This window comes from Pseudodesulfovibrio sp. lm2024, assembly GCF_051175575.1.
Taxonomy (GTDB): domain Bacteria; phylum Desulfobacterota; class Desulfovibrionia; order Desulfovibrionales; family Desulfovibrionaceae; genus Pseudodesulfovibrio; species Pseudodesulfovibrio caledoniensis.
Window position 1 is genome coordinate 2,031,133 of record NZ_CP195092.1, and the last position, 25,924, is coordinate 2,057,056.

The 25,924-nt window shown below is 61.6% G+C and carries 24 protein-coding genes and 1 tRNA gene; 17 read left to right on the forward strand and 8 right to left on the reverse strand.

Going from position 1 to position 25,924, the window contains the following annotated elements:
* Positions 1–37: 37 nt before the first annotated feature.
* The 5 genes from ACR42D_RS09480 to ACR42D_RS09500 all read left to right on the forward strand — a co-directional run bounded on the left by ACR42D_RS09480 (position 38) and on the right by ACR42D_RS09500 (position 3,481).
* Positions 38–853: a phosphoribosylformylglycinamidine synthase subunit PurQ gene (locus ACR42D_RS09480; RefSeq protein ID WP_484566565.1), complete on the forward strand. Its 816-nt coding sequence runs from the start codon at positions 38–40 to the stop codon at positions 851–853.
* 8 nt (positions 854–861) lie between these two features.
* The gene (locus ACR42D_RS09485; RefSeq protein WP_484566566.1) at positions 862–1,350 is read left to right on the forward strand and encodes a nucleoside deaminase; all 489 of its coding nucleotides are present in this window, start codon (positions 862–864) and stop codon (positions 1,348–1,350) included.
* Positions 1,351–1,426: 76 nt separating this feature from the next.
* The gene (locus ACR42D_RS09490) at positions 1,427–1,822 is read left to right on the forward strand and encodes a NifB/NifX family molybdenum-iron cluster-binding protein (protein WP_484566567.1); all 396 of its coding nucleotides are present in this window, start codon (positions 1,427–1,429) and stop codon (positions 1,820–1,822) included.
* Between the two features lie 198 nt (positions 1,823–2,020).
* Positions 2,021–2,116: transfer RNA gene (locus ACR42D_RS09495), tRNA-Ser, on the forward strand.
* A 198-nt stretch (positions 2,117–2,314) separates the two neighbouring features.
* Positions 2,315–3,481: a histidine kinase dimerization/phosphoacceptor domain -containing protein gene (locus tag ACR42D_RS09500; protein WP_484566568.1), complete on the forward strand. Its 1,167-nt coding sequence runs from the start codon at positions 2,315–2,317 to the stop codon at positions 3,479–3,481.
* Positions 3,482–3,671: 190 nt separating this feature from the next.
* Here ACR42D_RS09500 and ACR42D_RS09505 read toward each other — a convergent pair whose 3' ends face one another.
* From ACR42D_RS09505 to ACR42D_RS09515, 3 genes are all read right to left on the reverse strand, one after another.
* Positions 3,672–3,989, reverse strand: coding sequence for a TIGR03905 family TSCPD domain-containing protein (locus ACR42D_RS09505; protein WP_484566569.1), 318 nt, complete (start codon positions 3,987–3,989; stop codon positions 3,672–3,674).
* A gap of 668 nt (positions 3,990–4,657) precedes the next feature.
* A complete protein-coding gene (locus ACR42D_RS09510) occupies positions 4,658–4,846 on the reverse strand; it encodes a hypothetical protein (protein WP_484566570.1) in 189 nt (62 codons plus the stop codon).
* Between the two features lie 8 nt (positions 4,847–4,854).
* Entirely contained in the window at positions 4,855–5,106 is a 252-nt protein-coding gene (locus tag ACR42D_RS09515) for a hypothetical protein (RefSeq protein WP_484566571.1), read from the reverse strand.
* Positions 5,107–5,544: 438 nt separating this feature from the next.
* On the opposite strand from ACR42D_RS09515, the gene ACR42D_RS09520 reads away from it, so the two are divergent.
* The 7 genes from ACR42D_RS09520 to ACR42D_RS09550 all read left to right on the forward strand — a co-directional run bounded on the left by ACR42D_RS09520 (position 5,545) and on the right by ACR42D_RS09550 (position 9,956).
* On the forward strand, positions 5,545–5,799 hold the full coding sequence (locus ACR42D_RS09520; RefSeq protein WP_484566572.1) for a hypothetical protein: 255 nt from the start codon (positions 5,545–5,547) through the stop codon (positions 5,797–5,799).
* 154 nt (positions 5,800–5,953) lie between these two features.
* On the forward strand, positions 5,954–6,763 hold the full coding sequence (locus ACR42D_RS09525; protein ID WP_484566573.1) for a ZIP family metal transporter: 810 nt from the start codon (positions 5,954–5,956) through the stop codon (positions 6,761–6,763).
* A gap of 212 nt (positions 6,764–6,975) precedes the next feature.
* Entirely contained in the window at positions 6,976–7,293 is a 318-nt protein-coding gene (locus tag ACR42D_RS09530) for a DUF190 domain-containing protein (protein ID WP_484566574.1), read from the forward strand.
* Between the two features lie 132 nt (positions 7,294–7,425).
* The gene (locus ACR42D_RS09535; RefSeq protein WP_484566575.1) at positions 7,426–8,136 is read left to right on the forward strand and encodes a DUF554 domain-containing protein; all 711 of its coding nucleotides are present in this window, start codon (positions 7,426–7,428) and stop codon (positions 8,134–8,136) included.
* Positions 8,137–8,183: 47 nt separating this feature from the next.
* Entirely contained in the window at positions 8,184–8,516 is a 333-nt protein-coding gene (locus ACR42D_RS09540) for an MGMT family protein (RefSeq protein WP_484566576.1), read from the forward strand.
* A 40-nt stretch (positions 8,517–8,556) separates the two neighbouring features.
* Positions 8,557–9,444 carry a DMT family transporter gene (locus ACR42D_RS09545; protein ID WP_484566577.1) on the forward strand — a complete coding sequence of 296 codons (888 nt, stop codon included), beginning with the start codon at positions 8,557–8,559 and terminating at the stop codon, positions 9,442–9,444.
* A 65-nt stretch (positions 9,445–9,509) separates the two neighbouring features.
* Positions 9,510–9,956, forward strand: a complete 447-nt coding sequence (locus ACR42D_RS09550) for a DUF1499 domain-containing protein (RefSeq protein WP_484566578.1) — start codon at positions 9,510–9,512, stop codon at positions 9,954–9,956.
* Between the two features lie 65 nt (positions 9,957–10,021).
* Here ACR42D_RS09550 and ACR42D_RS09555 read toward each other — a convergent pair whose 3' ends face one another.
* Positions 10,022–10,201 carry a ferredoxin gene (locus tag ACR42D_RS09555; RefSeq protein ID WP_338666950.1) on the reverse strand — a complete coding sequence of 60 codons (180 nt, stop codon included), beginning with the start codon at positions 10,199–10,201 and terminating at the stop codon, positions 10,022–10,024.
* Between the two features lie 162 nt (positions 10,202–10,363).
* Between ACR42D_RS09555 and ACR42D_RS09560 the strand changes: the two genes are divergently transcribed.
* Positions 10,364–11,086 (forward strand): sulfite exporter TauE/SafE family protein, encoded by a 723-nt coding sequence (locus ACR42D_RS09560; protein ID WP_484566579.1) that lies wholly within the window; start codon positions 10,364–10,366, stop codon positions 11,084–11,086.
* A 169-nt stretch (positions 11,087–11,255) separates the two neighbouring features.
* Positions 11,256–13,460 carry a CHASE2 domain-containing protein gene (locus ACR42D_RS09565; protein ID WP_484566580.1) on the forward strand — a complete coding sequence of 735 codons (2,205 nt, stop codon included), beginning with the start codon at positions 11,256–11,258 and terminating at the stop codon, positions 13,458–13,460.
* A gap of 131 nt (positions 13,461–13,591) precedes the next feature.
* Here ACR42D_RS09565 and ACR42D_RS09570 read toward each other — a convergent pair whose 3' ends face one another.
* Positions 13,592–14,854: an NAD(P)/FAD-dependent oxidoreductase gene (locus ACR42D_RS09570; RefSeq protein ID WP_484566581.1), complete on the reverse strand. Its 1,263-nt coding sequence runs from the start codon at positions 14,852–14,854 to the stop codon at positions 13,592–13,594.
* A 248-nt stretch (positions 14,855–15,102) separates the two neighbouring features.
* Here ACR42D_RS09570 and ACR42D_RS09575 point away from each other — a divergent pair, with 248 nt between their 5' ends.
* The 3 genes from ACR42D_RS09575 to ACR42D_RS09585 all read left to right on the forward strand — a co-directional run bounded on the left by ACR42D_RS09575 (position 15,103) and on the right by ACR42D_RS09585 (position 21,251).
* Positions 15,103–16,521, forward strand: a complete 1,419-nt coding sequence (locus ACR42D_RS09575) for a biotin carboxylase N-terminal domain-containing protein (protein WP_484566582.1) — start codon at positions 15,103–15,105, stop codon at positions 16,519–16,521.
* A gap of 4 nt (positions 16,522–16,525) precedes the next feature.
* A complete protein-coding gene (locus ACR42D_RS09580) occupies positions 16,526–18,772 on the forward strand; it encodes a carboxyl transferase domain-containing protein (RefSeq protein ID WP_484566583.1) in 2,247 nt (748 codons plus the stop codon).
* Positions 18,773–19,043: 271 nt separating this feature from the next.
* Positions 19,044–21,251, forward strand: a complete 2,208-nt coding sequence (locus ACR42D_RS09585) for an EAL domain-containing protein (RefSeq protein WP_484566584.1) — start codon at positions 19,044–19,046, stop codon at positions 21,249–21,251.
* Positions 21,252–21,651: 400 nt separating this feature from the next.
* On the opposite strand, the gene ettA is transcribed toward ACR42D_RS09585, so the two are convergent.
* Genes ettA through ACR42D_RS09600 form a run of 3 tightly spaced genes read right to left on the reverse strand, consistent with a single transcriptional unit; the run spans position 21,652 to position 25,906 of the window.
* Entirely contained in the window at positions 21,652–23,334 is a 1,683-nt protein-coding gene (gene ettA / locus ACR42D_RS09590) for an energy-dependent translational throttle protein EttA (protein ID WP_484566585.1), read from the reverse strand.
* 40 nt (positions 23,335–23,374) lie between these two features.
* The gene (locus ACR42D_RS09595) at positions 23,375–24,205 is read right to left on the reverse strand and encodes a thiamine pyrophosphate-dependent enzyme (RefSeq protein ID WP_484566586.1); all 831 of its coding nucleotides are present in this window, start codon (positions 24,203–24,205) and stop codon (positions 23,375–23,377) included.
* A gap of 15 nt (positions 24,206–24,220) precedes the next feature.
* Entirely contained in the window at positions 24,221–25,906 is a 1,686-nt protein-coding gene (locus ACR42D_RS09600; RefSeq protein ID WP_484566587.1) for a 2-oxoacid:acceptor oxidoreductase subunit alpha, read from the reverse strand.
* Positions 25,907–25,924 lie beyond the last annotated feature (18 nt).

The following is a 25,924-nucleotide window of genomic DNA, read 5'->3' on the forward strand; positions in this document are numbered from 1 at the left end:
GGTAATGCGACAAAGTCAATATGAAGAGGAGATTTTCATGGCCCGCGTCAACGCACTCGTCATCACCGGATACGGCACCAACTGCGAAAAGGAATCCGCCTATGCCCTGCAGCAAGCAGGGGCGGATAATGCCGATATCGTTTACTTTTCCGATCTCGCAGCGGGCCATGTCCGCATGGACGACTACAACTACCTGCTCTGCCCGGGCGGATTTCTCGACGGCGACGACCTGGGCGCGGCCCAGGCCGCGGCCCTGCGCTGGCGGTGGTCGAACGACGCGGACGGCCAGCCCGTCCTGGATCAGCTGAAAAAGTTCTTCGAAAAGGGCGGCATCATCCTCGGCATCTGCAACGGCTTCCAGCTGCTGTGCAAGCTCGGCCTGCTGCCGGGCATCGGCGGCCGCTATTTCGAACGACAGGTCTCCCTGTCCTACAACGACTCCGGCCGGTTCGAGGACCGCTGGGTGCGCCTGAAGACCAACCCGGCCTCGCCCTGCGTGTTCACCAAGGGCATCGAATACCTGGACGTGCCCATCCGCCACGGCGAGGGCAAGATCATCCCCATGGACGACGCCACCTTCCAGGCCCTGCAGGACGAAAATCTCATCGCGGTCCAGTACGTCCACCCCGAGACCAACGAGGTGACCCTGGAATACCCGTACAATCCCAACGGCTCCCCGCTGGGCATCGCCGGGCTGACCGATCCCACCGGCCGTATCCTGGGCCTCATGCCCCATCCCGAGGCGTACAACCACAAGACCAACCATCCGTCCTGGACGCGTGGCACCGATCCGAACATCCCGCTCGGCCTGACCATGCTCGAAGCCGGGGTGCGCTACCTCAAGGAGCGGTAGCCCCGGCCATGGCCGCCCCCTCCGCGCCCCAACCGCCCGCCGGGACCACCTGGCGCGACCTCATGGACGTGGCCTTCGGCGAGGCGTGCAAGGCCGGAAAGGCGGGAGAGGCCCCCATCGGCGCGGCCCTGTTCACGCCCACGGGCACCCTGCTCGCCTCGGCCCACAACCGGCCCATCGCCACGCACGACCCCACGGGGCACGCGGAGATCCTCTGCCTGCGCGAGGCGGCCCGGGTCATGGGCAACTACCGGCTGCCGGACACGATCATGGCCGTGACGCTCGAACCGTGCCTGATGTGCACGGGCGCGCTCATCCACGCCCGGGTGGCCGGAGTGGTCTTCGCGGCCCGGGACGAACGCGCCGGGGCCCTGGTCTCCAACCTGGAGGGCTGCTCCCTGCCTTTTACCAACCATCGGCTGTGGACCGTGGAAGGCGTGATGGGCACCGAATGCTCCACCCTGCTCAAGCGGTTTTTCCTGGAACGGAGAAAATAGGACCGCCCCCTTTACAACCGGGCAATCCGCCTTATTTTCTCATATTCAGACCCATTCATCCATTCAGGAGAGACATATGATCATCGCACTGCCCACCCGCGAAGGACTTATCGACGACCATTTCGGCCACTGCGACCACTACACCCTGGTGACCGTTGAGGATAACCGGATCGTTTTCAGCGAACGCATGGATTCCCCCCAGGGATGCGGCTGCAAATCCGACATTGCCCCGGTCCTGGCCGGACGCGGCGTCAAGGTCATGCTCGCCGGCAACATGGGCGAGGGCGCGCTGAACATCCTCAGGAAGGCCGGCATCCAGGTGGTCCGGGGCTGCTCCGGCCCCATCGAGGACGTCCTCGACAAATGGCTGTCCGGCGAACTGAAGGACAACCAGATCACCTGCGACCACCACGACTGCGACCATCACGAGCACGAACCCAAGCCCGTGCTGACCAAGCTCAAGCCGCTCTAGGCCGCCCCTGACGAATTACTGTCCACACGAAAGCCCCTGAACGATCCCGCTCGGGGGCTTTTCGCATGCCTGGGCCGCGCCCTTCCGGCTCTCTCCGAGCAGAACCGCCCTCCTATCCGCCTGCAAATGCCAAAAGGTGCTTGCCACTTGCCGCGAGTCTGTTTATATACCCACTTCACATTGGCGCTAGCCACCCAAGGAGAGGTAGCGAAGTCCGGCCGTAACGCGCTCGACTCGAAATCGAGTTGGCGGTGAGTAACCGTCACGTGGGTTCGAATCCCACCCTCTCCGCCAGAACTCATAAGAGGTCAGCACACAAGCTGGCCTCTTTTTTTATTGCATTAGGGGTTACGTCTTATTGCTGCATAGATAAATGAACGTCCACACGGCGAATTACCAGGCAATTTTACCAGGTTGAATAATTGGGTTGTTCTGGTATAGTCTGCTCCGCTAAGGGAAGGATATAACCGAGAGAGCTCAGGGGTGGGCCAGATGCACGAGGATTCCGGTAGCGGATACGTTATTTCCCGATTGCGCAGGTTTGACGACAAGGCGGTTTTCGTCAGGGCATCGTCGCGGTCCAAGCCCGATATTCCCGCTGAGACCAAAGAGAAATGGCAGCGGCTGGTCAACCATGTGGCCACGGCCCTGCGCCAGCCGCATGCGCTCATCACCAGGCTGGACCAGGACACGCTGTACGTCTTCCTGCACAACGAGACCGAGGACACGACGTTCATCAAATACGACAAGTTCCCTTTGGGGCTCGGCGTGTATTGTGAAACCACGCTGAGCGGCAACAGCGTGAATTTCGTGCCCGATTCGCTCAGCGACGAAGGGTGGAAGGACAACCCCAGCGTGGAATTCTCCCTGATTTCCTACATCGGGGTCCCCATCCGCTGGCCGGACGGCGAACTGTTCGGTACCCTCTGCGCCCTGGGCGACAAACCCATGGCCGGTGATCAGGCCCTGCTCGAGAACATCGCCCTCTTCAAGTCCGTAGCCGAGACCGACCTGCAACTACAGTTGGAAAAGCAGGAGACGAGCAGCCACAAGCGGCAGTTCGACACGGCCATCAGCGAAGTGCACCACCGAGTGAAGAACCACCTGAACATCCTGTGTAGCCTGATCCAGCTGGACCTTGCGTGCGATCTCTCCAAGGAGGAATTCGTCGCCTACCAGAAAAAGCTGACCAGCCAGATCAGGGGCGTGGCCGAGCTGCACACCCAGCTCGCCTACAATGGCCACGAATCGGTGGAGCTCTCGGCCTACATCAGCAGGATGATGGACAACTGGGTCAAGGCCGCCCCGAACCGGAAGGTCAGGCTCAAGGCCTCGCTGGATGAGATGGAGATATCCGGCGACCGGGTCGTGTATTTCGGCATGCTGCTCAACGAACTCGTGACCAACTCCTTCACCCACGCCTTCGGCCCGGACCACCCCGACCCGGCCATCGCCCTGACTCTTGAGGACCTGGGCGAGACCTTCCGCTTCACCTACAGGGACAACGGACCGGGGTTCCAGGCCGAGCCCGGCATCTGCCAACCGCGATCCCTGGGCATCACCATGCTTTTCGAATTAACCGAAGACCTGGGCGGCAAGGTGACCCAGGAAGCAGGGCCCGGCACCTCGTTCGTTTTTGTCCTGCCCAAACACTTGTGATGGGCACCCGGTCCGACAAGATCCGACAAAGGTGATTCGAGGCCCATGGCCCCAGGCCTACTGGGACGCGACGTCCTCACCCCGCTGCCCAAAAACCAGACAGGCTCTATGACCAACAAAGAAGCCCCGAGTCATTCAACCCGGGGCTTTTTCATGTTCCCGTTGGAGGGAAACGGCAAAGCTTGCTGCATTAAGACCGCTGCTTTGCCTTGTACTCCTGCAGAGCGTGGCAGAACTGGTCCATGCAGGAGGTGGACTTGGAGCCGCAGGTGATGCCGCTGAACCGATCCAGGACGAAATCGACGTTCATGCCTTCGATCATGGCGGCGATGGCCTTGAGGTTGCCCTCGCAGCCGCCGCAGAAGTTGACGTAGTCAATGCTTCCGTTGTCCACGATAAAGTCGATTTCCTTGGTGCAGACATCGGCTTCGGGGACGAAGTGCTCTACTTGGGCGCGGCCGCGCGGAACGGATAGCATCGGGGCAGTCTGGTGATTGGCGTTATCCATTGTATTCAATCCATTTTTCTTTAAGATTCAGACCGGATCATCCGGCTACGGAACAACTCGTCTCTCCCTTCGGACAAAGACGATTCCTCAAGGCAATTGCGGGAACACGCTGCCAATCGACGCAAACGATCAAGCAAAACGGTCCGATACCATGGGCCCGAAACATTGGGCCTGACGCGTTCCCGTTGTGGAGAGGGGAGGTTTCGAACCTCCAGTAAAATACCCCCCCCAACACGGCCATCCTTAATTGTGATTTTTTTCCCAATCAGGACATAATTTTCATGCAAACAGGACAGACGCATGTTTTGGACTCTCTCCATCAAACGGCGTGGGGAGGGGGATTCCCCCGTTCACCGGGGAGTGACCTACAAAAACTCAAAACGCATGTCAAACCCCAATTGTGAAACATGGAACATTTATTCCTCCCAATTGGGCAGGTAATTGTCGCACACCCGACATTTCGCCCCCAAAATGGCTAGTAATAGCACAAATAATCAAGAGGTTATGTACTATTATGCAAATCCATAAAATTTTCGGATAATCGGCAAAAAAAGCCCACTGAAACGCGGGCCGCCCTCCCCTTCGCACAAAAAAACCGACCGAACTCAGCGTTCGGCCGGCTATTGCTTGTCATCACGATATGGGATAGGCGACTTGCGCCCCTGCGGTCATTCTACGGTATCGGGACGGAAGTTGAGCAGTCTGCCGTACCCCTCATCCCGCATGAAGTGTTCGATGGCCTTCTTGATGGCGTCGGGCGTCTTCTGGTCCGTCATGGCGATGTAGGCCTGGAAGGCCCGCCACACGGCGGTATCCATCCCCCTGACGCTGATGATCTGGGTATCCTTGTCGTTCATCCTTCCCCCTATTTCTCGGGCGGCCAATCTATGCCGCGTTCCTGTCCGTAGCGCTGGTTCAAATGATCGATGACTTCGGCCGGAATCCTGGAGAAGACATTGTCCATGTCCGCAACCATGTCTTCACGCCTGTTCTCGACCAACAGCCCATGCTGGTCGAGGAGCTGACTGTACAGGATGTAGAGCCATTCGCTCATCCTGCAGGCCGGTTCTTCCGGCTTTTCCCCAACGTTCTTGGGGAATTCGATGACCTTTCCCATCTATACGCCTCCAATGAGGTTTTTTGCCCCTCGCCGGAGCCGTCCCGCTGTCGAAAACCGGTTCGGGAGGTTGGAGGGAAAAGTTCTCCACATGAGAACATATTGGACTCATATATCTTTTTATTCTCTCATCGTCCACCGGTCAAGTTCTTTGACCGTTCGTAAAAAAGCGCAGGCCCGGTGCCGGGGCTTTGCTTTTGGAGCCGGATACGGTATCGGAAACTTGATCGCATGATGGCTGCTCGCTGTTTCAGGATCGATTCCCTTGGTGCGCCCGACAGGCACGCATTCGGGACAGGAACCGTCATGATCATTCCTCTCCTCTCCGGCTCCCCGTTTCCGAATCTGCCGTTGTCCCGCCCTGCCGGGGGATCGTATCGCGCCCCTTCAAGTTGAAGCGAGCGCGCCTCCTTCACCCAACACACAACGGAGACAACCATGGACCCGTATATCGCGGCGACCAATGGCGTGGTCATGCTCATCCTCTTGATTCTGTTGCTTGTTCTGCTCTTCTGCCTGATTTTCGCCCCGCTGTTCATCTGGAAATGGACCAAGGCCACCAAGAACGAAGTGAACCGGCTCAACGCCAACATCATCGTGCTCGTGACCATGCTCAAGCGGTGGGAAAACCGTTACCTTTTGGTGGACGGCGAGCAGAGCCCGGACCATAAGGAGGAACGGGTTCACAGGTAGACGGCGCTCCGGAACGGCCGCGAACGGAAGATTGCGTATCGCACATGGAATTAATACTTGTCCCATGGGCGCAGAGGTCTTAGGTTTTTCAGGTCACAGCAGTATCGCGCACACTGCCCTGCCCGAACGGCCTAAGCAAAAGGAGTCTTTTCGCATGGACTGGTTCATGGAACAGAACGCCGTTTTCCAGGCATTCCTGGCCACCTTGTTCACCTGGGGAGTGACCGCGTTGGGCGCGGCCCTCGTCTTCACGGCCAGGGACATCTCCAAGAGGACGCTCGACATCATGCTCGGCTTTGCCGGGGGAGTGATGATCGCCGCCAGTTACTGGTCGCTGCTGGCCCCGGCCATCGAGATGTCAGGCTATCTGGGCGACTTCGCCTTTGTCCCGGCGGCCGTGGGCTTCGTGCTCGGCGCGGCCTTCCTGCGCCTGGTGGACATGATCCTGCCTCACCTGCACCTGAACGCGCCCATGTCCGAGGCCGAAGGCATCAAGACCAGCTGGCGGCGCAGCACCCTGCTGGTCACGGCCATCACCCTGCACAACATCCCGGAAGGCCTGGCCGTGGGCGTGGCATTCGGAGCCGTGGCCGCCGGGCTCGACTCGGCCACCCTGGGCGGGGCCATCTCCCTGGCGCTGGGCATCGGCATCCAGAACTTCCCGGAGGGCACGGCCGTGTCCGTGCCCCTGCGGCGCGAAGGCATGTCACGCACCAAGTCCTTCATGTACGGTCAGGCCTCGGGTATGGTAGAACCCATAGCCGCCGTGCTCGGCGCGGCGGCCGTCCTCATGGCCCGTCCCCTTCTGCCCTACGCCCTGGCCTTTGCCGCCGGGGCCATGATCTTCGTGGTGGTGGAAGAGGTCATCCCCGAATCCCAATCCTCGGGCAACGGGGACCTGGCCACCATGGGCGTCATCTTCGGCTTCACCTTGATGATGATTCTGGATGTGGCCCTGGGGTAGGGAAAAGCCCGTATTCGTCAAAGGAATATACAGCTATTCCAATGAGATGTAAGCATATAGTTCTTATGGGAAAGAAATAGTTGAGTCCCGCAACAGTCGGGTGTAGCCTCCTGTAACTTGGGCGGGACACCTTCCCCCCGGCCCGTCATGAACGACTCCCGTTCTCTCCCGACGGACCCGTATACAACACATTCACTTTCAGGTTTGATGCGATGCAAGGATATCTTGTTACCTTTTTTACCCAGCAGAACCGCGTGCACAAAGACCAGCCCGTGGCTTCGTGGATCGTCGATGAGGCCCGGCGTCTGGGCGTACGTGGCGCGACCCTCTTTTCCGGCAGCGAAGGATTCGGCCACGACGGCCGCTTCCATTCGGACAACTTCTTCGACCTCGAGGACGCGCCGGTGCAGGTCGCCCTGGCCCTGACGCAGGATGAATGCGACAAGCTCATGGCCCGATTCACGGAAACCGGCCTGCGCGTCTTCTACACCAAATCAGAGATCGAATTCGGCTTCACCTCGGACAGTTGACCTCGCCAACCTTCCCCTCCTGATTCGGCCATGTTTCCGCCGCGTCGCACCCGACGCAGGGCGAACACCTGTTTTTCATTCTTTTTCACCGCAACCGGACGCCGACATAGCGCCCGGAGTAAGGATTTTTATATGATTGGTCCCTTGGTAAACGGAACGGCATTGGTCGTCGGCAGCATCGCCGGAGCGGTTCTCGGCCCTAAACTCAGCATGAATCTCCGGGTCAAGATGCCCATGGTTTTCGGCTGCGCCTCCATGGGGCTCGGCGTGGCCATGATCGTCAAGGTCAAGTTCCTGGCCCCGGTGGTGCTGGCCCTGGTGGTCGGCTCCGTGCTCGGCGAACTCATCCAGTTGGAATCGCTGATCCAGAAGGGCGCGGGCAAGACCCGGAAGCTCATCGACAAGATGGTCCGGCCCAGCGGCGACCTGAGCCAAGAGGAATATCTGGACAAGTTCGTGGCCCTGCTGGTCCTCTTCTGTTTGAGCGGCACCGGCGTGTACGGATCCATGAGCGAAGGCATGACCGGCGACCCCACCCTGCTCATCGTCAAGGCCATCCTCGACCTGTTCACGGCCCCGATCTTCGCCTCGACCATGGGGTTGTCCGTGGGTATCCTGGTCATCCCGCAGCTGGCCATCCAGGCCATGCTCTATTATGCCTCGGCCCTGATCATGCCCCTGACCACCCCGGACATGCTGGCCGACTTCTCGGCATGCGGCGGTCTGATCATGCTGGCCACGGGCTTCCGCATCTGCGGCATCAAGCAGTTCCCGGTGGCGAGCATGATCCCGGCCCTGCTCCTGGTCATGCCCCTGTCCTATCTCTGGGCGCGGCTGTTCTAGCCTCCCGCGCCTTGCCTTCGGGGCACCCGGCGGTTTATCAGGTCCCAATGGCTTCACCGTTCACCCAAAAAATCATCGAGACCATCCGGGCCATCCCCGAGGGGTGCGTGACCACCTACGGCCGCGTTGCCGCCCTTGCGGGCAACCGCAGGGGCGCGCGCCAGGTGGTCCGCGTGCTGCATACCAGCTCGCGCACGGAGAATCTCCCCTGGCACCGGGTCATCAACCGTGAAGGCCGGATATCCCTGGGCAAACTCCAGGGATACGACGAGCAGAAACGCCTTCTCCTGGCCGAGGGCGTACGCTTCGACGCGACGGACCGCATCGACCTCGACCGCTTCGGCTGGCCTCCCACGGAGGCGACGCCCCCGGACGCATAGCGATTGCCAAGCGGTCAGGGTTCGACTATTTATCCCGTTTATGCTCGGCAACCGTCCACTGGGGTTCCTTTTCGCTCTGCTCGCCGTGACCATCTGGTCCGGCAACTTCCTCATCGCCAGCGGATTCGTCAACGACATCCCGCCCGTGACCCTGGCCGCCCTGCGCTGGCTCACGGCCACGGCCGTCTTTCTGCCCTTTGCGGGAAAGGATTTGCGGCGCGACATGCAGGCCCTGCTCGACAACCGCCTCGAATTGACCGTCGCGGCCCTGACCGGCGTGACCCTGTTCAACACCCTGGTCTACGTCAGCGCACGGACCACGGACGCGGTGAACATGGCCCTGTTCGCCTCCACCACCCCGGTCTTTGTGGTCATCCTGGCCCGCATCTTCCTCAAGGAGCGCATCTCCCTGCTGCGCTGGGCCGGGCTGGCCGTGGCCATCGCCGGGATGCTGACCATCGCCACCCGGGGTAACCCGGACGTGCTCGTTAACCTGACCTTCCGCGCCGGCGACATCGTCATGCTCGTGGCCGGATTCCTGTGGGCCGTATATTCGATCCTGGTCAAACGCAAGTCCGCAACCATCAGCCGGAACGCCTACCTCGGGGCGACCTTCCTCATCGGCACCGTCCCGTTGGTCCCGGCTGCGCTCATCGAACAATGCTTCGCCCCGGCCTGGACCTTCACTCCGGCCGTGCTCGGCGCGGTCCTGTACATCGGCGTCCTGGCTTCGCTGGTCGCCTTCTTCCTCTGGAATTCCGCCATTATGCACATCGGCCCGGGCAACGCGGCCCTGTTTCAGTACTTCATGCCGGTGTTCAGCGGCATCGGGGCCTGGCTGCTGCTTGGCCAGCCCGTGACCGTGGTCCACGGCGTGGGCTTCGTGCTCATCTTTTCCGGCGTGGTCATGGCCACCCGCCCGCGCTGATCAAGGCCCGATTCCCCCCGGAAAATGGTTGCCTTTTTATCCGGTTTCACAATAGATTGAAGTCCATGAAACAGCTACTTGTGACCACCCTCATCGCCGTCTCCCTGGCCGCCTTCTCCGCCTGCTCCACCAAAGTCCCGGACCTGGGCATGGCAAACGGCAAATTCGCCATCTGCCCGGCCGGAGTCGACTGCGTTTCCTCGCAGGCCACCGACGCGGAGCATAAGATAGCCCCGATCAAGGCCACGGGCGATCCCGGCAAGGTCATGGTCGACCTGGGCAAGGCCGTGGAATCCGTTTTCGGCGGCAAGGTCCTTTTGTCCGAGGGCAACTACCTGCGCGCCGAGTTCAAGAGCAGTATCCTGCGCACCATGGATGACGCCGAATTCTACTACGACCAGCAGGCCGGTCTGATCCAGGTCCACGCCCTGTCCCGGGGCGAAGTCCTGGATTTCTCCGACAGCCGCGACCGCATCGAAGAGGTTCGGGTGTTTTTTTACGGCATGCAATAGCCGGTGCAAAAGCCGCAAAAAAAGGCCGCCAATATTGGCGGCCTTTTTTTGTGCCAGGTAATGCGCTACTTGGAGATAGCCTCATTGGGGCAGGTCTCGATGGCCTCGTCCACGCAATCAAGGGTGGAGTCCGGGGCGATGACAGTGGCCTTTTCTCCGTCAGCATCCATCTCGAACACTTCCGGACAGATTTCAACGCAAGACTCACAACCGATGCACTCATCCTGATCAATAACAATGGCCATAACTCAACCTCCTGAGATACTGGAATTAGTTAAACAGGGATTTCCATTTGTAGATACCTATACCCCGCGAGCCAATTTGGTGGCAACTGTTTTTACGGCCAAATTGAAGGGTTGCGAATCCATCGTTGGCAGCCGGAGGCAAATGCAGTAGTTATCCTGCCCATGCCCGAAACCATCGCCATCATATCCATCGTGCTCGCGGCCGCCTTCCTGCAGGGGCTGACCGGGTTCGGATTCGGGCTCATCGCCCTGCCCCTGCTGGGTTTCTTCCTGGATATCAAGACCAGCGTGCCCCTGATGATCCTCCTGGCGGTGATCATCAGCATCTACCTGAGCCTGCGCCTGCGCAAAAGCATCGATCTCAAAAACGCTTTCACACTGCTGGCGGCCAGCCTGGCCGGTATCCCGCTCGGGGTCTACGCCCTCAAGCAGATCCCCACCCGGGGGTTGTCCCTCTGCGTTGGCGTGATCATGGTTGTCTTCACCAGCTACCAGTTCCTGGCCCGTCCCGAGCCGAGAAGCTTCGGCAAACGACTGACCGTGCTGGCCGGGTTCTGCTCCGGCGTGCTCGGCGGCAGCCTGGGCGTGGGCGGTCCGCCGGTCATCGTCTACACCGCCCTCCAACCCTGGACCAAGGACCGGGCCAAGGCCACCCTGGCCTGCTTCTTCGCCCTGTCCGGGGTGGCCGTCATCGCCACCCAGGCCGTGTCCGGCATGATCACGGACGAGGTCCTGCACCTCTACGGCCTGTCCCTGCCCGCCCTGCTGGCCGGCATATTTCTCGGGACCAAGGCGTACGACCGCCTCTCGGACAACGGCTACCGGCAACTCGCCATGGCCCTGGTCTTTTTGCTCGGCTGCATGATGCTCTACCGCAATATCTAGCCTCCCCTGTGCTCCCAACCATACTGAATATCGTTCATTTTTCTCATCATAACCGTCCTTCGCGCCGCCCGCCGGACGATTTTATAACCGATGTCGCTCGTTTTCCTTTATATGCGAATGGTTATCTGCGATAATAAGGAACACGTACAATCAACCACGGTCGGAAGTCATGCTCGAGCTGTTGAAACGATTGTTCAAGAAGGACCAGCTGATACTCCTGGGGGCGGGGTTGTCAGTGACGGTCATCATGGTCGCGCTGTACATCAACCAGCCGAAGTTCCTGCATCTGCTCAATCTGAAGATCTACGACAACTATCTCCGCCAGTATCACCAGCCCGCCGCCACCCGGGTCCCGGTGATCATCGATCTGGACGAGAAGAGCCTGTCCGAATTGGGCCAGTGGCCCTGGCCGCGCTACCGGGTGGCCCTGCTGCTCAAATACCTGACCTCCTACGGAGCCGTGGCCGTGGCCTCGGACATCATCTTCAGCGAACCCGACCGGACCTCGCCCGCGATCATGAAGCAGGACGTCAAGCGGGAGCTCAACATCGACATGGACTTCAAGGGGTTGCCCAAGGACCTCATGGATTACGACCGGCTCCTGGCCTACAACCTCAAGGGCGGCCCCTACATCCTCGGCTTCGACTTCAGCCGCACCCCCGTGCCCGACCACGAATGCCGGGTGCGGCCCGCCAAGGTGGCCGTGCTCTCCCCGCCGGACGCGCCGCCCCCTGACAACTTCCTGCCACAAGCCAAGGGAATGATCTGCCCCATCCCGGTCCTTGCCGAAGCGGCTCCCGAGAGCGGCTTCATCACCATCACCCCGGACCTGGATTCCGTGTACCGCCGCGTGCCCCTGCTCTACAGTTTCGATGGGCAGTATTATCCCAGCCTGGCCCTGGCCACCCTGATGCAGGCCACGGAAAGAAAGAACATCGTCCTCAAGATGTCGCCCGTGGGCATAGAATCCATCCGCTTCAACAACATGGTCATCCCCACGGACGGCCAGGGCCAGATGCTCATCAACTACCGGGGCGGCATGCGGTCCTTCGAATACATCTCGGCCTCGGACGTGCTCAACCGCAAACTCCCCCCCGGCTACCTCCGCGGAAGGATCGCGTTTATCGGCACGTCGGCCTCGGGCCTGAAGGATATCCGGGCCACCCCCCTCGACCCCGGCTTCCCCGGCGTGGAGGCCCACGCCACGGTGGTGGACAACATCCTCTCCGACCAACTCCTCTCGGTCCCGGACTGGGCTCCGGGCCTGGAGTTCCTCGGCATGCTGGCGGGCGGGCTGGCGACCACCCTGCTGCTCATGTGGGCCCGCGCCTCCTGGATCATCCTCCCCGTGCTCTGCATGGGCGGGACCATGTGGTACGGCTCCGTGTTCTTCTACCAGGAACAGAAGTTCTTCATATCGCCCATGTACTCCTACCTCACCCTGGGCCTGACTTTCATCACCCTGACCCTGATCAAGTTCTGGCGCGAGGAGATCGCCAAGCGATACATCCACGGGGCCTTCGCCCACTATCTCGCCCCGTCGGTCATCTCCCAGATCATGGAAAACCCGGAGGCCCTGTCCCTGGAAGGCCAGGAAAAGGAGATCACCATCCAGTTCTCGGACGTGCGCAACTTCACCTCCCTGTCTGAAAAGCTTTCCCCCACCCAGGTCACCAACCTCCTCCACGACTACCTGACCCCCATGACCCGGATCATCACCGAGCACGAAGGCACCCTGGACAAGTTCATCGGCGACGCGGTCATGGCCTTCTGGAACGCCCCCCTGGACATAGAGAACCACCAGGAGAAGTCGCTGCAAGCCGCTCTGGCCCAGCAGCGCAGGCTCGAGGAACTCAACCAGGTCTTCCTCGAAGAATTCGGTTTCACCATCGCCGTGGGCATCGGCATCCACTCCGGCCCGGTGCGCGTGGGCAACATGGGGTCGGAAGACCTGTTCGACTACACCCTGATCGGCGACAACGTGAACCTGGCCTCGCGGCTGGAGGGGCTGACCAAGTACTACGGGCAGAAGCTGGTGGTCAGTCAGGCCATCAAGGACGCCTGCGGGGACGGCTACTACTTCCGCATCCTGGACAACGTCCGGGTCAAGGGCAAGAAGGAGCCTGTGACCATCTACACCGTGTACTCCAATGAAGAGGCGCAGGCCCGCAAAGCCGAGCTGGAACTGTATGCGCAAGCACACCAAGCATACGTGAACCGGGACTTCGCAAGCGCTGAAAGACTCTTCCGCGAACTGCGCGACACAGGGGCGGAACCGGTTCTCTACGATCTGTACATAGAACGGTGCGAACACCTGAAGGACGACCCGCCCGATTGCCACTGGGACTGTGTGTTCACGCACAAGACGAAATAGCGAGCCCCCGCCCCCTATCCCCTTCTTCTCCCAAATTTTTTGTACAATTTTGCGGAGACGGCCATCTTTTTCCGGAGACAAAAAAAGACCGCCCACCAGGGCGGCCTTTTGCCATTCGTATGGATACCCCGTTAGGGGTTGTTCATCATGGCCTCGATAAAGCTGTCGGGCCACAGCGCCGGGGAGGGATCGCCCTCCATGAGCCGCTCCTTGCCCTCGGCGTCGAGTTCGAAGGCGTTCTTGATGAAGCTGGTGTAGAACCCGGCCGCGTCGATGTCCCCGATGAGGATGCACCCGGCCAGAACGTTGCCCTTGAAGATCAGCTTGCGGTAGACCGATTTCTCGCGGTCCAGGTACACGGCGGTCTCGAACCGGTCGTCGTCGGCCAGGTTGGTCTCGCCCACCGAGATGGTCGGCAGCCCGTAATACGTGATGGAGTTCATGGACAGGCCGCCGGAGTACAGGGTCTTGGCCCCGGCCATGTTCCGGCCGGCGTTGAGGCCCTGAGAGTAGGCGTTGGGCCAGATGGGACGGACCGTGTACTCGCCGGTCAGCAGGTCCTTGGCCTCGGCCACGTCGCCCGCGGCAAAGACGTCCGGGTCCGAGGTGGCCATGTAGTCGTCCACGCGGATGCCCTGCTCCGTGGCCAGCCCGGCCTGAATGGCCAGCCCCATGTTCGGGCGCACGCCCGCGGCCACGATGACCACGTCCGCCGGGACCATGCCCTGGTCGGTCTCCACGCCTTTGATGGTGCCGTCCTCGTAGCGGACGATCTCCTTGGTGGCCGTTCCCTGCATGAAACGGATACCGTTCTTCTCCAGGTGGCCGACGATGAGCTCCCCGGCGGTCTCGTCGAAGTAGGTGCGCATGATCCGGGAGCGGACCACGATGGTCACGTCCACGCCCTTCTCGGCAAACCCCTCGGCGGCCTTGAGCGCGATGAGCCCCGCGCCGATGACCACGACCTTCTTGACTTTGTCGACCAGCTCCTTGAGGGTCTCGGCGTGGGCCACGGTGGTGAAGTTGTGCACGCCCGGACCTTCGATGCCCGGCAGGGCAGGCTTGACCGGGGTGCCGCCCGTGGCCAGCAGCAATTTGTCGTATTTGACCTTGTCGCCGCAGTCGAGAACCAGGACCTTCTCCTTGGCGTCCACGGACAGGACGCGGGAGCCGAGGCGCATGGTCACCTGGTTGCGCTCGTAGAATTCCTCGGGGCGGAACGGCAGGGTATCGAACTTGATCTTGTCGGACAGGTAGTAGGAGATGAGCGGACGGCCGTAGGTCGGCACGGCTTCGTCGCTGATGATCGTGATCGAACCGGTCTGGTCGTGCTGGCGAATGCCCTCGATGGCGCCGATGGCTGAAACGCCGTTTCCTACAATAACGTAATCCATACGGAATTCCTCCTGGTCCGATTCTCAACGCGTTGACAATTCTGACAAACAGAGGCCGTCAAAAGTTGCCGGACCGATTTTCTACACATTTTTTAGTAAAAAATCCATACATAATAATTTAAACGGTTGTTTCATGATAACAATTTGATTTTATTTGTAAAACACCATTTTAAAAGATTTGCAAGATAGAGGAAGAAACGCTATTTAGGGCACCGCTAAAACCACACCAGAAAACGAGAATATCAAACGTGAGCATAGACGGACACAAGATACTCATCGCCAACAGGGGCGAGATCGCCGTACGGATCATGGAGGCATGTTCCGATCTCGGCCTGCCCTTCGTGGCCCTGTATACCGAAGAGGACTCCCAGTCCGGCCACCTGGACGTGGCCCGCAGGCTGGGCGGAGAAAAATCCCTGTACCGCATCCACAACTATCTCGACGCCGGGGACATCCTGTCCGTGGCCGACGAGGCGGAGGCCACGGCCATCCATCCCGGATACGGATTCTTTTCCGAGAACTACCGGTTCGCCCGGCGCGTGGTCCAGCGGGACCGCCCCATGACCTTCATCGGCCCCTCCTGGGAGGTCATCCGGGATCTGGGCGACAAGATCAACACCAAGCGCATCGCCCGCACCCTGGGCGTGCCCACCGTGCCCGGCTCGGACCGGGCCATATATGATGAATTGGAAGCCGAGGCCATCGCCGAGAGCCTCTTCGAGTTCCAGGCCAAGATGGGCATTAAGCGGCCCGTGGTCCTGGTCAAGGCATCGGCGGGCGGCGGCGGCATGGGCATCGACGAGTGCGAGGACATGGCCCGTTTCCGCCAGACCTACCGGCGCATCCGCAACTACTCCCTGCGCACCTTCAACGACGAAGGCGTGCTCATCGAGCAGCGCGTGTTCAATTTCAACCACCTGGAAGTGCAGATCGTGTCCGACCGGTCCGGGACCAACCCGGTCCACTTCGGCACCCGCAACTGCTCGGTCCAGTCGCCCGGCCTGCAGAAACGCATCGAGGTGGCCCCCGGCTTCTGGCCCCGGGGACTCTCCTACACCTTCGACGCCGGGAAGCTTCTGGACGACATCACCGGCTACTCCCTGTCCATCGCCAAGGAGATCAAGTACGACAACGTGGGCACCTGGGAGTGGATCGTCACCCCCAACGGCGAACCGTTCCTCATGGAGGTGAACACCCGCATCCAGGTGGAAAACGGGGTGTCGGCCCGCATCAGCTCGGTCAAGGGCGACCGCGACGTGAACCTGGTCCGCGAGCAGATCCGCATCGGCCTGGGCGACCCTCTGGGCTACACCCAAAACGACGTCTCCTTTGACGGCGTGGGCATCGAATACCGGCTCATCGCCGAGGACACCGCGAGCGGCTTCGCCCCCTGGGTGGGCAAAATCGAGGAACTCAATTGGCCCCGGCAGGACTGGGTGAAAATGCACACCCACGTGCCCACCGAGCGGACCTACCAGATCCCCACCGAGTACGACCCCAACCTGGCCCTGGCCATCATCTGGGGTAAGGACCTGGAGGAAGCCAAGGCGCGCGGACTCCAGTTCCTGAACGAGCTCAAGCTGAACGGCTCGGACTCCGCCGGCGGGGGCATGAAGTCGAACATCCCCTTCCTCATCGAAAAAACCGCCAACCTGCTCGAATTCTAAGCCTATGAATATAGAAAAAACCCTGCAGGCCCTACTGGGCCGGGTCAATTACGCCCGTGACATCCTGGGCAACAAGTCCCGCCCCGAGCTGGACGCGTTCGCCACGGAGATCGGTGGATTCCTGGAAAAGAACGCCGACCTTTCCGAGGAGCAGGCCCTCCGGGCCGTGGAGTCCCTGGAAAAACGGCTGTCCGCCATGGAGGCGGCCATCGACACCCAGCTGACCGCCATGGACAAGGTGCGCATCGTCCGCCACCCCCAGCGGGCCAGCCTCAAGGACATCCTCGAGAACGTCTACGACAACTACACCGAGATGGGTGGCCAGGACGAGCACTCCATCGACCCCGGGATGCTCATCGCCCGTGCCTACATCACCCGTCGGCGCGGCAAGAAGATCATCAACCAGCCGGTCATGGTCGTGGGCCAGGAAAAGGGCCACGGCGAGGAGTTCCGCAACGGCGGCTCCATCAAGCCGTGGGGCAACTCCAAGGCGCTCAAGTACATGAAGGTCGCGGCCAGGGAACAGATTCCCATCCACGCCTACGTGAACACGCCGGGCTCCTACCCCATCGAGGACTTCCCGGGCGCGGCCCAGCAGATCGCCGAGAACATTTACGAAATGGCCGGGCTCGACGTGCCCATCGTGGCCATCTTCTCCGAGGGCGGCTCGGGCGGCGCCGAGGCCATCGGCATGGCCGACAAGCGCCTCATGCTCTCCCACGGCTACTATTCGGTCATCTCGCCCGAGGGCGCGGCCGCCATCGAGGGCCGCATCCGGGGTTCCGAGCGCGCCCCTGCCGAGCTCATCGAGTCCTGCGCCATGGCCCAGCGGATCACCGCCCAGGACAACCTGGCGAACGGCTACATCGACGAGATCATCCAGGAACCGCCCCTGGGCGCGCGGGCCGACCACTTCGACTTCTTCAAGCAAGTCCGCGAGCAGGTCATCCGCGCCACGGACGAGGTCGCCCTGAACGTGCGCGGCGTGCGCCTGTTCCGCGCCGTGGCCCTGCGCCACTTCAAGAAGAACACCGACGTCATCGTGCGCTGGTCCCTCAACGAGAAGGCCCGCGAACGCCTGGTCGCCAAACGGTTCCGCAAGTACCGCCGCCTGGCCCAGCACGCATACAAGGACAACCGCTCCCTGCTGGACAAGCTCAGCGCCACCAGTTCCGGGCTGGTCTCCAACACGGCCAGCCTGATCCTGTACGGGCTGATCAAGCCGTTCAAGCACCGCGTTGAGCGCATCGTGGAGGAGGCATCGGACGAGATCCACGTGATCACGGCCAAGTTCGACTCCGTGTTCCGCAGCCTGCTCAAGAAGGTCGGCGTGAAGCCGGGCATGGACAAGCAGAAGGAAATGGAGCTGACAGGACTGTCCCAGGCCGAGCCCGAAGCGCCCGCCCTGGTCAACGACAGCGACTACGTCAGTCCCCAGGCCTTGCAGGACCGCGAGATATCCTGCCCCCACGCGAGCAAGCGCGGCTGCCTGGATATCTGGGCGCGGGACCTGTTCACCGACTATGCCGGGGTCTGCCCCAACTGCGGGTACAACTTCCCCATGGAATACCAGTGGTATCTCCACAACGTCTTCGACCGGGGCTCGGTGCGCGAGTTCAACCACGATATCGCCTCGGGCAACCCGACCAACTTCCCCAACTTCGAAGCCCGGGTCGAGGCGGCCAAGAAGAAGACCGGCCTGGAATCCAGCTGCCTGACCTTCAACGCCAGCCTCGAGGGGCTGCGCGTCACCTGCGCCACCCTGGTGGCCAACTTCCGGGGCGGCTCCGTGGGCGCGGCCGAGGGCGAAAAATTCATCCGTGCCCTGGAACTGGCCCAGACCAAGCACCAGCCGTTCCTGGCCTACATCCACGGCACCGCGGGCATCCGCATCCAGGAAGGCGTCAACGGGCTGATTCAGATGCCCAGGGTGACCATGGCCGTGCGCCGCTACATCGAGGAAGGCGGCCTGTACATCGTCCTGTACGATACCAACTCCTACGCAGGCCCGCTGGCCTCGTTCCTGGGCTGCTCGCCCTACCAGTACGCGGTGCGCTCCTCGCGCATCGGCTTCGCCGGTCCCGGCGTCATCAAGGAGACCACCGGCCTGGAGATTCCGCCCAACTACCACAACTGCTACAAGGCCCTGTCCAGGGGCCACATCCAGGGCGTGTGGAGCCGCAAGGACATCCGCAAGAACCTGCATCAGGCCTTCCTGACCATTGGCGGGCGGAACCTGTACTATCGCTAACTCCTTCCCACGGTTCGACAAAACGAGGCAGCCCCCGAGGCTGCCTTTTTTTGTGCCCTGAAACAAAAGATTCGGGAACATGTCACGAACCGGTAACAACCGAACCCGAAACGCATGTAACAGATTTCAAGCGCATGTCACCTGGCGGTGCCTGCATAGCCGATCATACGGCGAACGGTGATGACATTCCATCCATGCAACCTCGTCAACCTACTCGATCCGCCCTCGCAGCCACAGGGGAACGACGATGCACAAGGGACTTACTGCAGATATGCTGACCAATCTTCCCACAGGGGCCCTGTTGACCAGGACCCTCGTATTGATCACCATCCGGGACTACGCCAAGCTCAGGGAGATGTACGGACAGAGCTTCGTCGACCTCCTGGAAAAGGAGCTCGGCGACTCCCTGGCGTCCACGGCGGCCGGGAACAACGTCCGCAAGCTGCGCATCATCCGCCCGGCCTCGGGCAAGGCCGCGTTCATCGTTCCCCAGGACACGAACCCTGCGGACATCGCCTACGAATACAAGACCCAGGCCCAGAAGGACCTGGAACCGACCATGCTCCGCCATACCGGCCTGGGCATCGACCTCGGCATGGGCTTCGCCCCGGTCTCCTGCACCGAGGACGACTGCCAGTGGGATGCGGCCCTGAGCAAGGCCCTGGCCACCGCCCGGCGCATGGAGAGCCGCCCCCTGGACATGAACGAGCTGTCCATCACCGGCCGGTTCAACACCATCCTGGTCCAGGGCTGGGTCTCGGCCCACTACCAGCCCATCCTCGATTTCCGCACGGACACCATCCTGGGCTGGGAAGCCCTGGCGCGCGGCCCGGAAGGGTCCGCCTTCCGCTCCCCGGTCATGCTCTTTCAGACCGCCGAGGAGCTCGGCCGACTGTTCGCCCTGGAAAAGCTCTGCCGCGAGGCGGCTATCCGCAATGTGGGCGAGCTCAAGGACGGCCAGAAACTCTTCCTGAACATACACCCCAAGACCATGGCCGACCCGGCTTTTTCTCCCGGCCAGACCCTGGAACTCATGGAAAAGTACGGGCTGACCCCGGACAACGTGGTCTTCGAGATCACCGAGCAGCACTCGGTCCAGGACTTCGATCTCTTCTACCGGACCCTGGCCCACTACCGCAGCCAGGGATTCCAGATCGCGGTGGACGACGCGGGCGCGGGCTACGCCGGCCTGACTCTCATCGCCGAACTCCAACCAGACTACATCAAGCTCGACAAGTCGCTCATCGACGACATCCACAAGGACCCGGTCAAGCGCGCCTTGGTCGAAACCACGGCCGTGTTCGCGGACAAGATCGGCTCGCGGATCATCGGCGAAGGCATCGAGAGCCGCGACCAGGCGGTCTGTCTCAAGGACATCGGCGTGCACTGCGGCCAAGGCTATTTCCTGGCCCGCCCGGCCGCGCCCAAGCCGGACGTCAACGAGGAATGCCGCCATCTCAAGACCGTGGGCGACATCGCCAACAACATCATCTGCTCCCCGCCCGTGGGCGACCTGGCCAAGGCCCCCCACGCCGTGGAGCTCTCCTGCTTGGTCTCCACGGCCCACGATTTCTTCCGCAAAAACGACACCTTCACCAATATCGTGGTGGTCCGCGACAACGTGCCCAAGGGGCTGGTCATGGAGTACCACCTCAACCGCCAGCTCTCCTCCCAGTTCGGCATCGCCCTGTACCACAAGCGATCCATCGACGCGGTCATGGACAAGAGCCCGCTCATCGTGGACGTGGACATGCCCGTGGAGCAGGTCGCGCGAACGGCCATGAAACGTGAGCACATCAAGGCCTACGACGACGTCATCGTGACCAAGAAGGGGCTGCTCTACGGCGTGGTCACGGTCCAGGACATGCTCAACGTCCTGGCCAAAATCCAGGTGGAAATGGCCAAGGGCACCAATCCCCTGACCGGCCTGCCCGGCAACGTGGCCATCGAACAGGAGGTGGAGTCGCGCATCAAACAGAAGCGCCCCTTCTCGATCATCTACGGCGACCTGGACCACTTCAAGGTGTACAACGACACCTACGGGTTCAAGAACGGCGACCGGATCATCAAGCTGGCCGCGGACATCATGTCCTGGGCCACGCGCAAGCACGGGCCCAGCGACGCCCGCCTGTGCCACATCGGCGGCGACGATTTCGTGCTCATCACCCCGCCCCACGCGGTACACCGGCTGTGCAAGTCCATCACCCGCTGCTTCGGCCGCCTGGTCAAGAACTGCTACTGCCTCGAAGACCAGCAGCGCGGCTGGATTCAGGCCAAAGGCCGTGACGACAAGGAACGCAAATACCCCCTGGTGACCATCTCGCTCGGGGTCATCGAAATCGACGGCCCCTGCTCCCTCATGGAGATCGGTGAACGCGCCGCACACATCAAGAAATACGCGAAATCCATTCCCGGAAACTCCGTGGCCATCGACCGCAGGCCCGCCATCGGCAAGGTCGACCCGGCCGTGTGCAAATGATTTTTTATTAAAGCAGGACTTGAAGACCGCTACGCGGTAATAACTGAAAGAGTTCGCCTCCGGCGGCCGGGGCGCTGCCCCGAACCCCGCTTAAGAACCTCTTGAAAGAGGTTCTTAAGAATCTCCAGAACTTTTTGGCGCTCGCTTCGCTCGAAGCCGTGCGAACGAGGTATCCAGCCGTATCCTTTTCTTACCAGCAGACAACCACCCAATAACCAAAATCCTCGCCCCCTACCTCGCGAAGCGGCACCAAAAAGTTTCGGAAGGGAGAGAGGATGGGCGGTCGGGGGAAGGGGAGAGGGAAACCCTTTCCTCAAAGGGTTTCCCTCTCCCCTTCCCCCGGCCGCCGGAGGCATAAACCCAAAAAGGGGCCGGTTAAACCGGCCCCTTTTTGGGTTAACTATCGAGTGAGTTTACGGAACTTCAACCGATGCGGCTGGTCGGCGTCCGCGCCGAGACGTTTCTTGCGGTCCGCGTCGTAGTCGGAGTAGTTGCCTTCGATCATGACCACCTTGGCATCGCCTTCGAAGGCGATGATGTGCGTGGCGATGCGGTCGAGGAACCAGCGGTCGTGGCTGATGACCAGGACGCAGCCCGCGAAGTTTTCCAGGCCGTCTTCCAGGGCGCGCATGGTGTTGACGTCCAGGTCGTTGGTCGGTTCGTCGAGCAGGAGCACGTTGGCCCCGGATTTGAGCATCTGGGCCATGTGCACGCGGTTGCGTTCACCGCCGGACAGGACGTCGACCTTTTTCTGCTGGTCCTGGCCCGCGAAGTTGAAGCGCGAGCAGTAGGCCCGGGCATTGACCTCGCGGTCGCCGAGCTTGATGAACTCCGCCCCGCCGCTGATGATCTCGTACACGGTCTTGCCGGGCGTCAGGGAATCGCGGTTCTGGTCGGCATAGGCCAGCTTGACCGTGGCGCCGAGGGTCAGGGTTCCGGAATCGGGCTGTTCCTGGCCCACGATCATCTTGCACAGGGTGGACTTACCCGCGCCGTTGGGGCCGATGATGCCGACGATGGCGTTGGGCGGCAGGATGAAGCTGACATCCTCCATGAGCAGCTTGTCGCCCATGGACTTGGTCACGTTCTCGGCCACGACCACCTGCTTGCCGAGATGCGGTCCCGGCGGGATGTAAATCTGGAGATCGTCGGCCAGACGCTCGGCCTCGTGGGAGAGCATGGACTCGTAGGCGTTGATGCGCGCCTTGGACTTGGCGCGGCGGCCCTTGGGGGACATGCGGATCCACTCCAGCTCGCGCTCCAGGGTCTTCTGGCGGTCGGCCTCCTGCTTGCCCTCCTGGGCCAGCCGGTTCTGCTTCTGGTCCAGCCAGGACGAATAGTTGCCCTTCCAGGGGATGCCCCGTCCCCGGTCGAGTTCGAGGATCCAGCCCGCCACGTTGTCCAGGAAGTAGCGGTCGTGGGTCACGGCGATGACGGTGCCGGGGAAGGAGGACAGGAACCGTTCCAGCCAGGCCACGGAATCCGCGTCCAGGTGGTTGGTGGGCTCGTCCAGGAGCAGGATGTCCGGGGCCTGGAGCAGCAGGCGGCACAGGGCCACGCGGCGGCGCTCACCGCCGGAGATGACCGACACCGGGGCGTCGCCCGGGGGGCAGCGCAGGGAGTCCATGGCCATTTCGAGCTTGGAGTCGATGTCCCACGCGCCCTTGGCGTCCATGAGTTCCTGGACCTTGCCCTGCTTTTCGATCAGGGCGTCCATCTCCTCGGGCTCCATGGGCTCGGCGAACTTCTCGTTGATGGCGTTGTATTCGTGGACGATGTCCATGATCTCGGAAACGCCCTCCTCGACCACCTCGCGCACGGTACGCGTATCGTCGACCAGGGGTTCCTGTTCGAGATAGCCGATGGTGTAGCCGTCCTTGACCTGGATTTCGCCCTCGAACTGATTGTCCACTCCGGCCAGGATCTTGAGCAACGACGACTTGCCCGAGCCGTTCAGGCCGAGCACGCCGATCTTGGCGCCGTAGAAATAGGACAGGGAGACGTTCTTGAGAACCTCCTTCTGCCCGTGACGCTTGGTCACCTTGTACATGGAGTAGATGATCTTTTCCGCTTCGTTGCTCATGGATGGACCTCGTTGAAAGTGGATTTCGTAAGCAGCCGCTTTAGGTATACGACTGCAAGACCGCTTTCAAGTCGTTTTTGTCGTAGCCGTGCTCGGCCAGACGGCCGCCGTGACCGAAGACCGGCTTGTCCTCGCGGTAGATGACGCCCAGCGGGATGCGGTCGCCGAACTCCTCGCTCAGAGTCATGGCCGCCGTCCAGTCCGTGGGATCGTGATCCTTGAGGATATAGGTGCGCTCCTTGTACCAGGCAAAGGTGTTGACCTTGTTGAAGGAGACGCAGGGCTGGAGGATATCCACCAGAGAGAAGCCCTTGTGGGCCATGGCCTCCTTGATGATCGCGACCAGGTGCTCGGGCTCGCCGGAAAAGGCGCGGGCCACGAAGCTGGCGTGCATGGCCACGGAGGTGGCCACGGGGTTGAACCCGTCGGACCGGTTGCCCTCGGGCTGGGCCTTGGTCACATGGCCGCGCGCCGAGGTCGGGCTGGCCTGGCCCTTGGTCAGGCCGTAGATCTGATTGTCGTGCACGAGCACGGTCAGGTCCATGTTGCGCCGCAGCGCGGCCAGGAAGTGGTTGCCGCCCTCGCCGTAGCTGCAACCGTCGCCGGAGGTGACGATGACCGGGATTTCCGGGTTGGCCATCTTGATGCCCTGGGCCACAGGCAGGGATCGCCCGTGCAACCCGTTGAACATGTTGCATTTCATGTAGTGCGGCAGCTTGGCCGCCTGGCCGATGCCGGAGGATATGATGATGTCGTGGGGGGCGAGGTCCTGTTCGGCCAGGGCCTGCTTGAGGCATTTTATGATGGAAAAGTTGCCGCAGCCCGGACACCACGCGGTCTCGAATTCGCCGTAATCTTCGATGGAAACCATTGTCTGCTCCCTGGTCTAGAGGATGTCGGAGAGGCCCTTGAGGACGTATTCCCAGGTCATGGCCCGGCCGTCGTATCGCAGGATGCGGTCGGACATCATGAAGCCGGTCTCGCGGGCGATGAGCTGGGCGAACTGGGCCGTGGCGTTGCCTTCCACGGCGATGACCCGGCCCGCGCCTTCGAGGAAGTCCATGAACTGCTCCTCGCGCAGGGGGTAGACCTGCTTGAAGTGCAGCACGGCCAGGGACTGGTCGCCCTCGTAGCGGTCAAGGGCCTCCAGGCAGGCGCCCAGGTTGGCCCCCCAGCAGACCAGCAGCGCGTCCGGCTTGTCCGCGCCGTAGTAGTCCGGGCCGATGACCTCCTCGAACAGGCCGGATTCCTTGCGCAGCCTCTTGGAGTTCATGGCCACGCGGACCGCCTTGTCCTCGGATATCTTGGAGTTCTCGTCATGGGTGTGGGAGTCGGCCCGGACCAGGGCCTTGGAGAAACCGGGAATGAGGCGCGGGGAGATGCCGTCGTCGGTGACGACGTACCGCTTGTACTCGCCCTCATTCCATTCCAGCAGCGGCGCGGCGACCTCGGGGAGATCGTCCAAGTCGAACGGTTCCACGTCGCGGAAGCAGTCGGCCAGGTATTGCTCGGACAGGACGAAGATCGGGGTCTGGTAGGTCTCGGCCAGGTCGAAGGCCCGGTGGGTCAGATAGAAGCAGTCCTCGGGCGTGGCCGGAGCCAGGATGGCCCGGGGGAACTCACCATGGCCCGAATAGAGAACCAGATTGAGGTCCGCCTGCTCAGTACGGGTGGGCAGTCCCGTGGCCGGGCCGGGACGCTGAACCACCACGCAGACCAGCGGGGTCTCAGACACGCCGGCCAGGCTGATGGCCTCTTCCATGAGGGCGAATCCGCCGCCGGAAGTGGTCACCAATGCTTTGGCCCCGGCGTAGGAAGCGCCCAGCGCCATGTTCATGGCCGCGATTTCGTCCTCCACCTGCTCATACTGAAGCCCCAGAGGCGCGCCCTTGGCGATCAGGGTCATGGCCACCCCGGTAGAGGGAGTCATGGGATAGAAGGAGACGAAGTTGCAGCCCGCGGCCAGGGCGCCGAGGCCGATGGCCTCGTTGCCATTGAGCATCATCCGGCCTTTGGGGCCGCCGGGCTTGATGTCGCAGAAGAAATCGTGGTCCTGGTCCGAGACCCAATGGTAGGCCTTGCGCAGGACGTCGAGGTTGGCCGCGACCACCTCGTCGCCCTTCTTTCCGAAGGTCTGCTTGAGCAGCTCTTCGAGGATGTCGAGATCGAGGTTCACGGCGCGCCCGAGCACGCCGAGCATGGCCGTGTTGTTGAAAAGCGGTTTGGGGGAGAGTTCCTTGTAGGGAATGCGCAGCGCATTGAGCCCCTCGGTGTCGAGGTCGGCCCCGGCCACGACCAGGCCGCCCTTCCCCACGTCGTCCAGATGCTTTTCCAGGGTCTCCGCGTTGAGGGCGGCCAGGATGTCGATATTCTCGGTTCCCCCGAGAATATCCTCTTCGCCCATGCGGATGGCGTAGGTGTTGTGGCCGCCGCGCACCCTGGACATGTAGCGCTGGGTCACCAGAAGATGAAGTCCCGCCCTGGTGATGGCCTTGGAAAGCAGCTGGCCGATGGTGACCAGCCCCTGACCGGCCGCGCCGCCGATAACGATGTTTATGCTTTTTTCAGGCATGTCGTCCCCTGGTTGTGG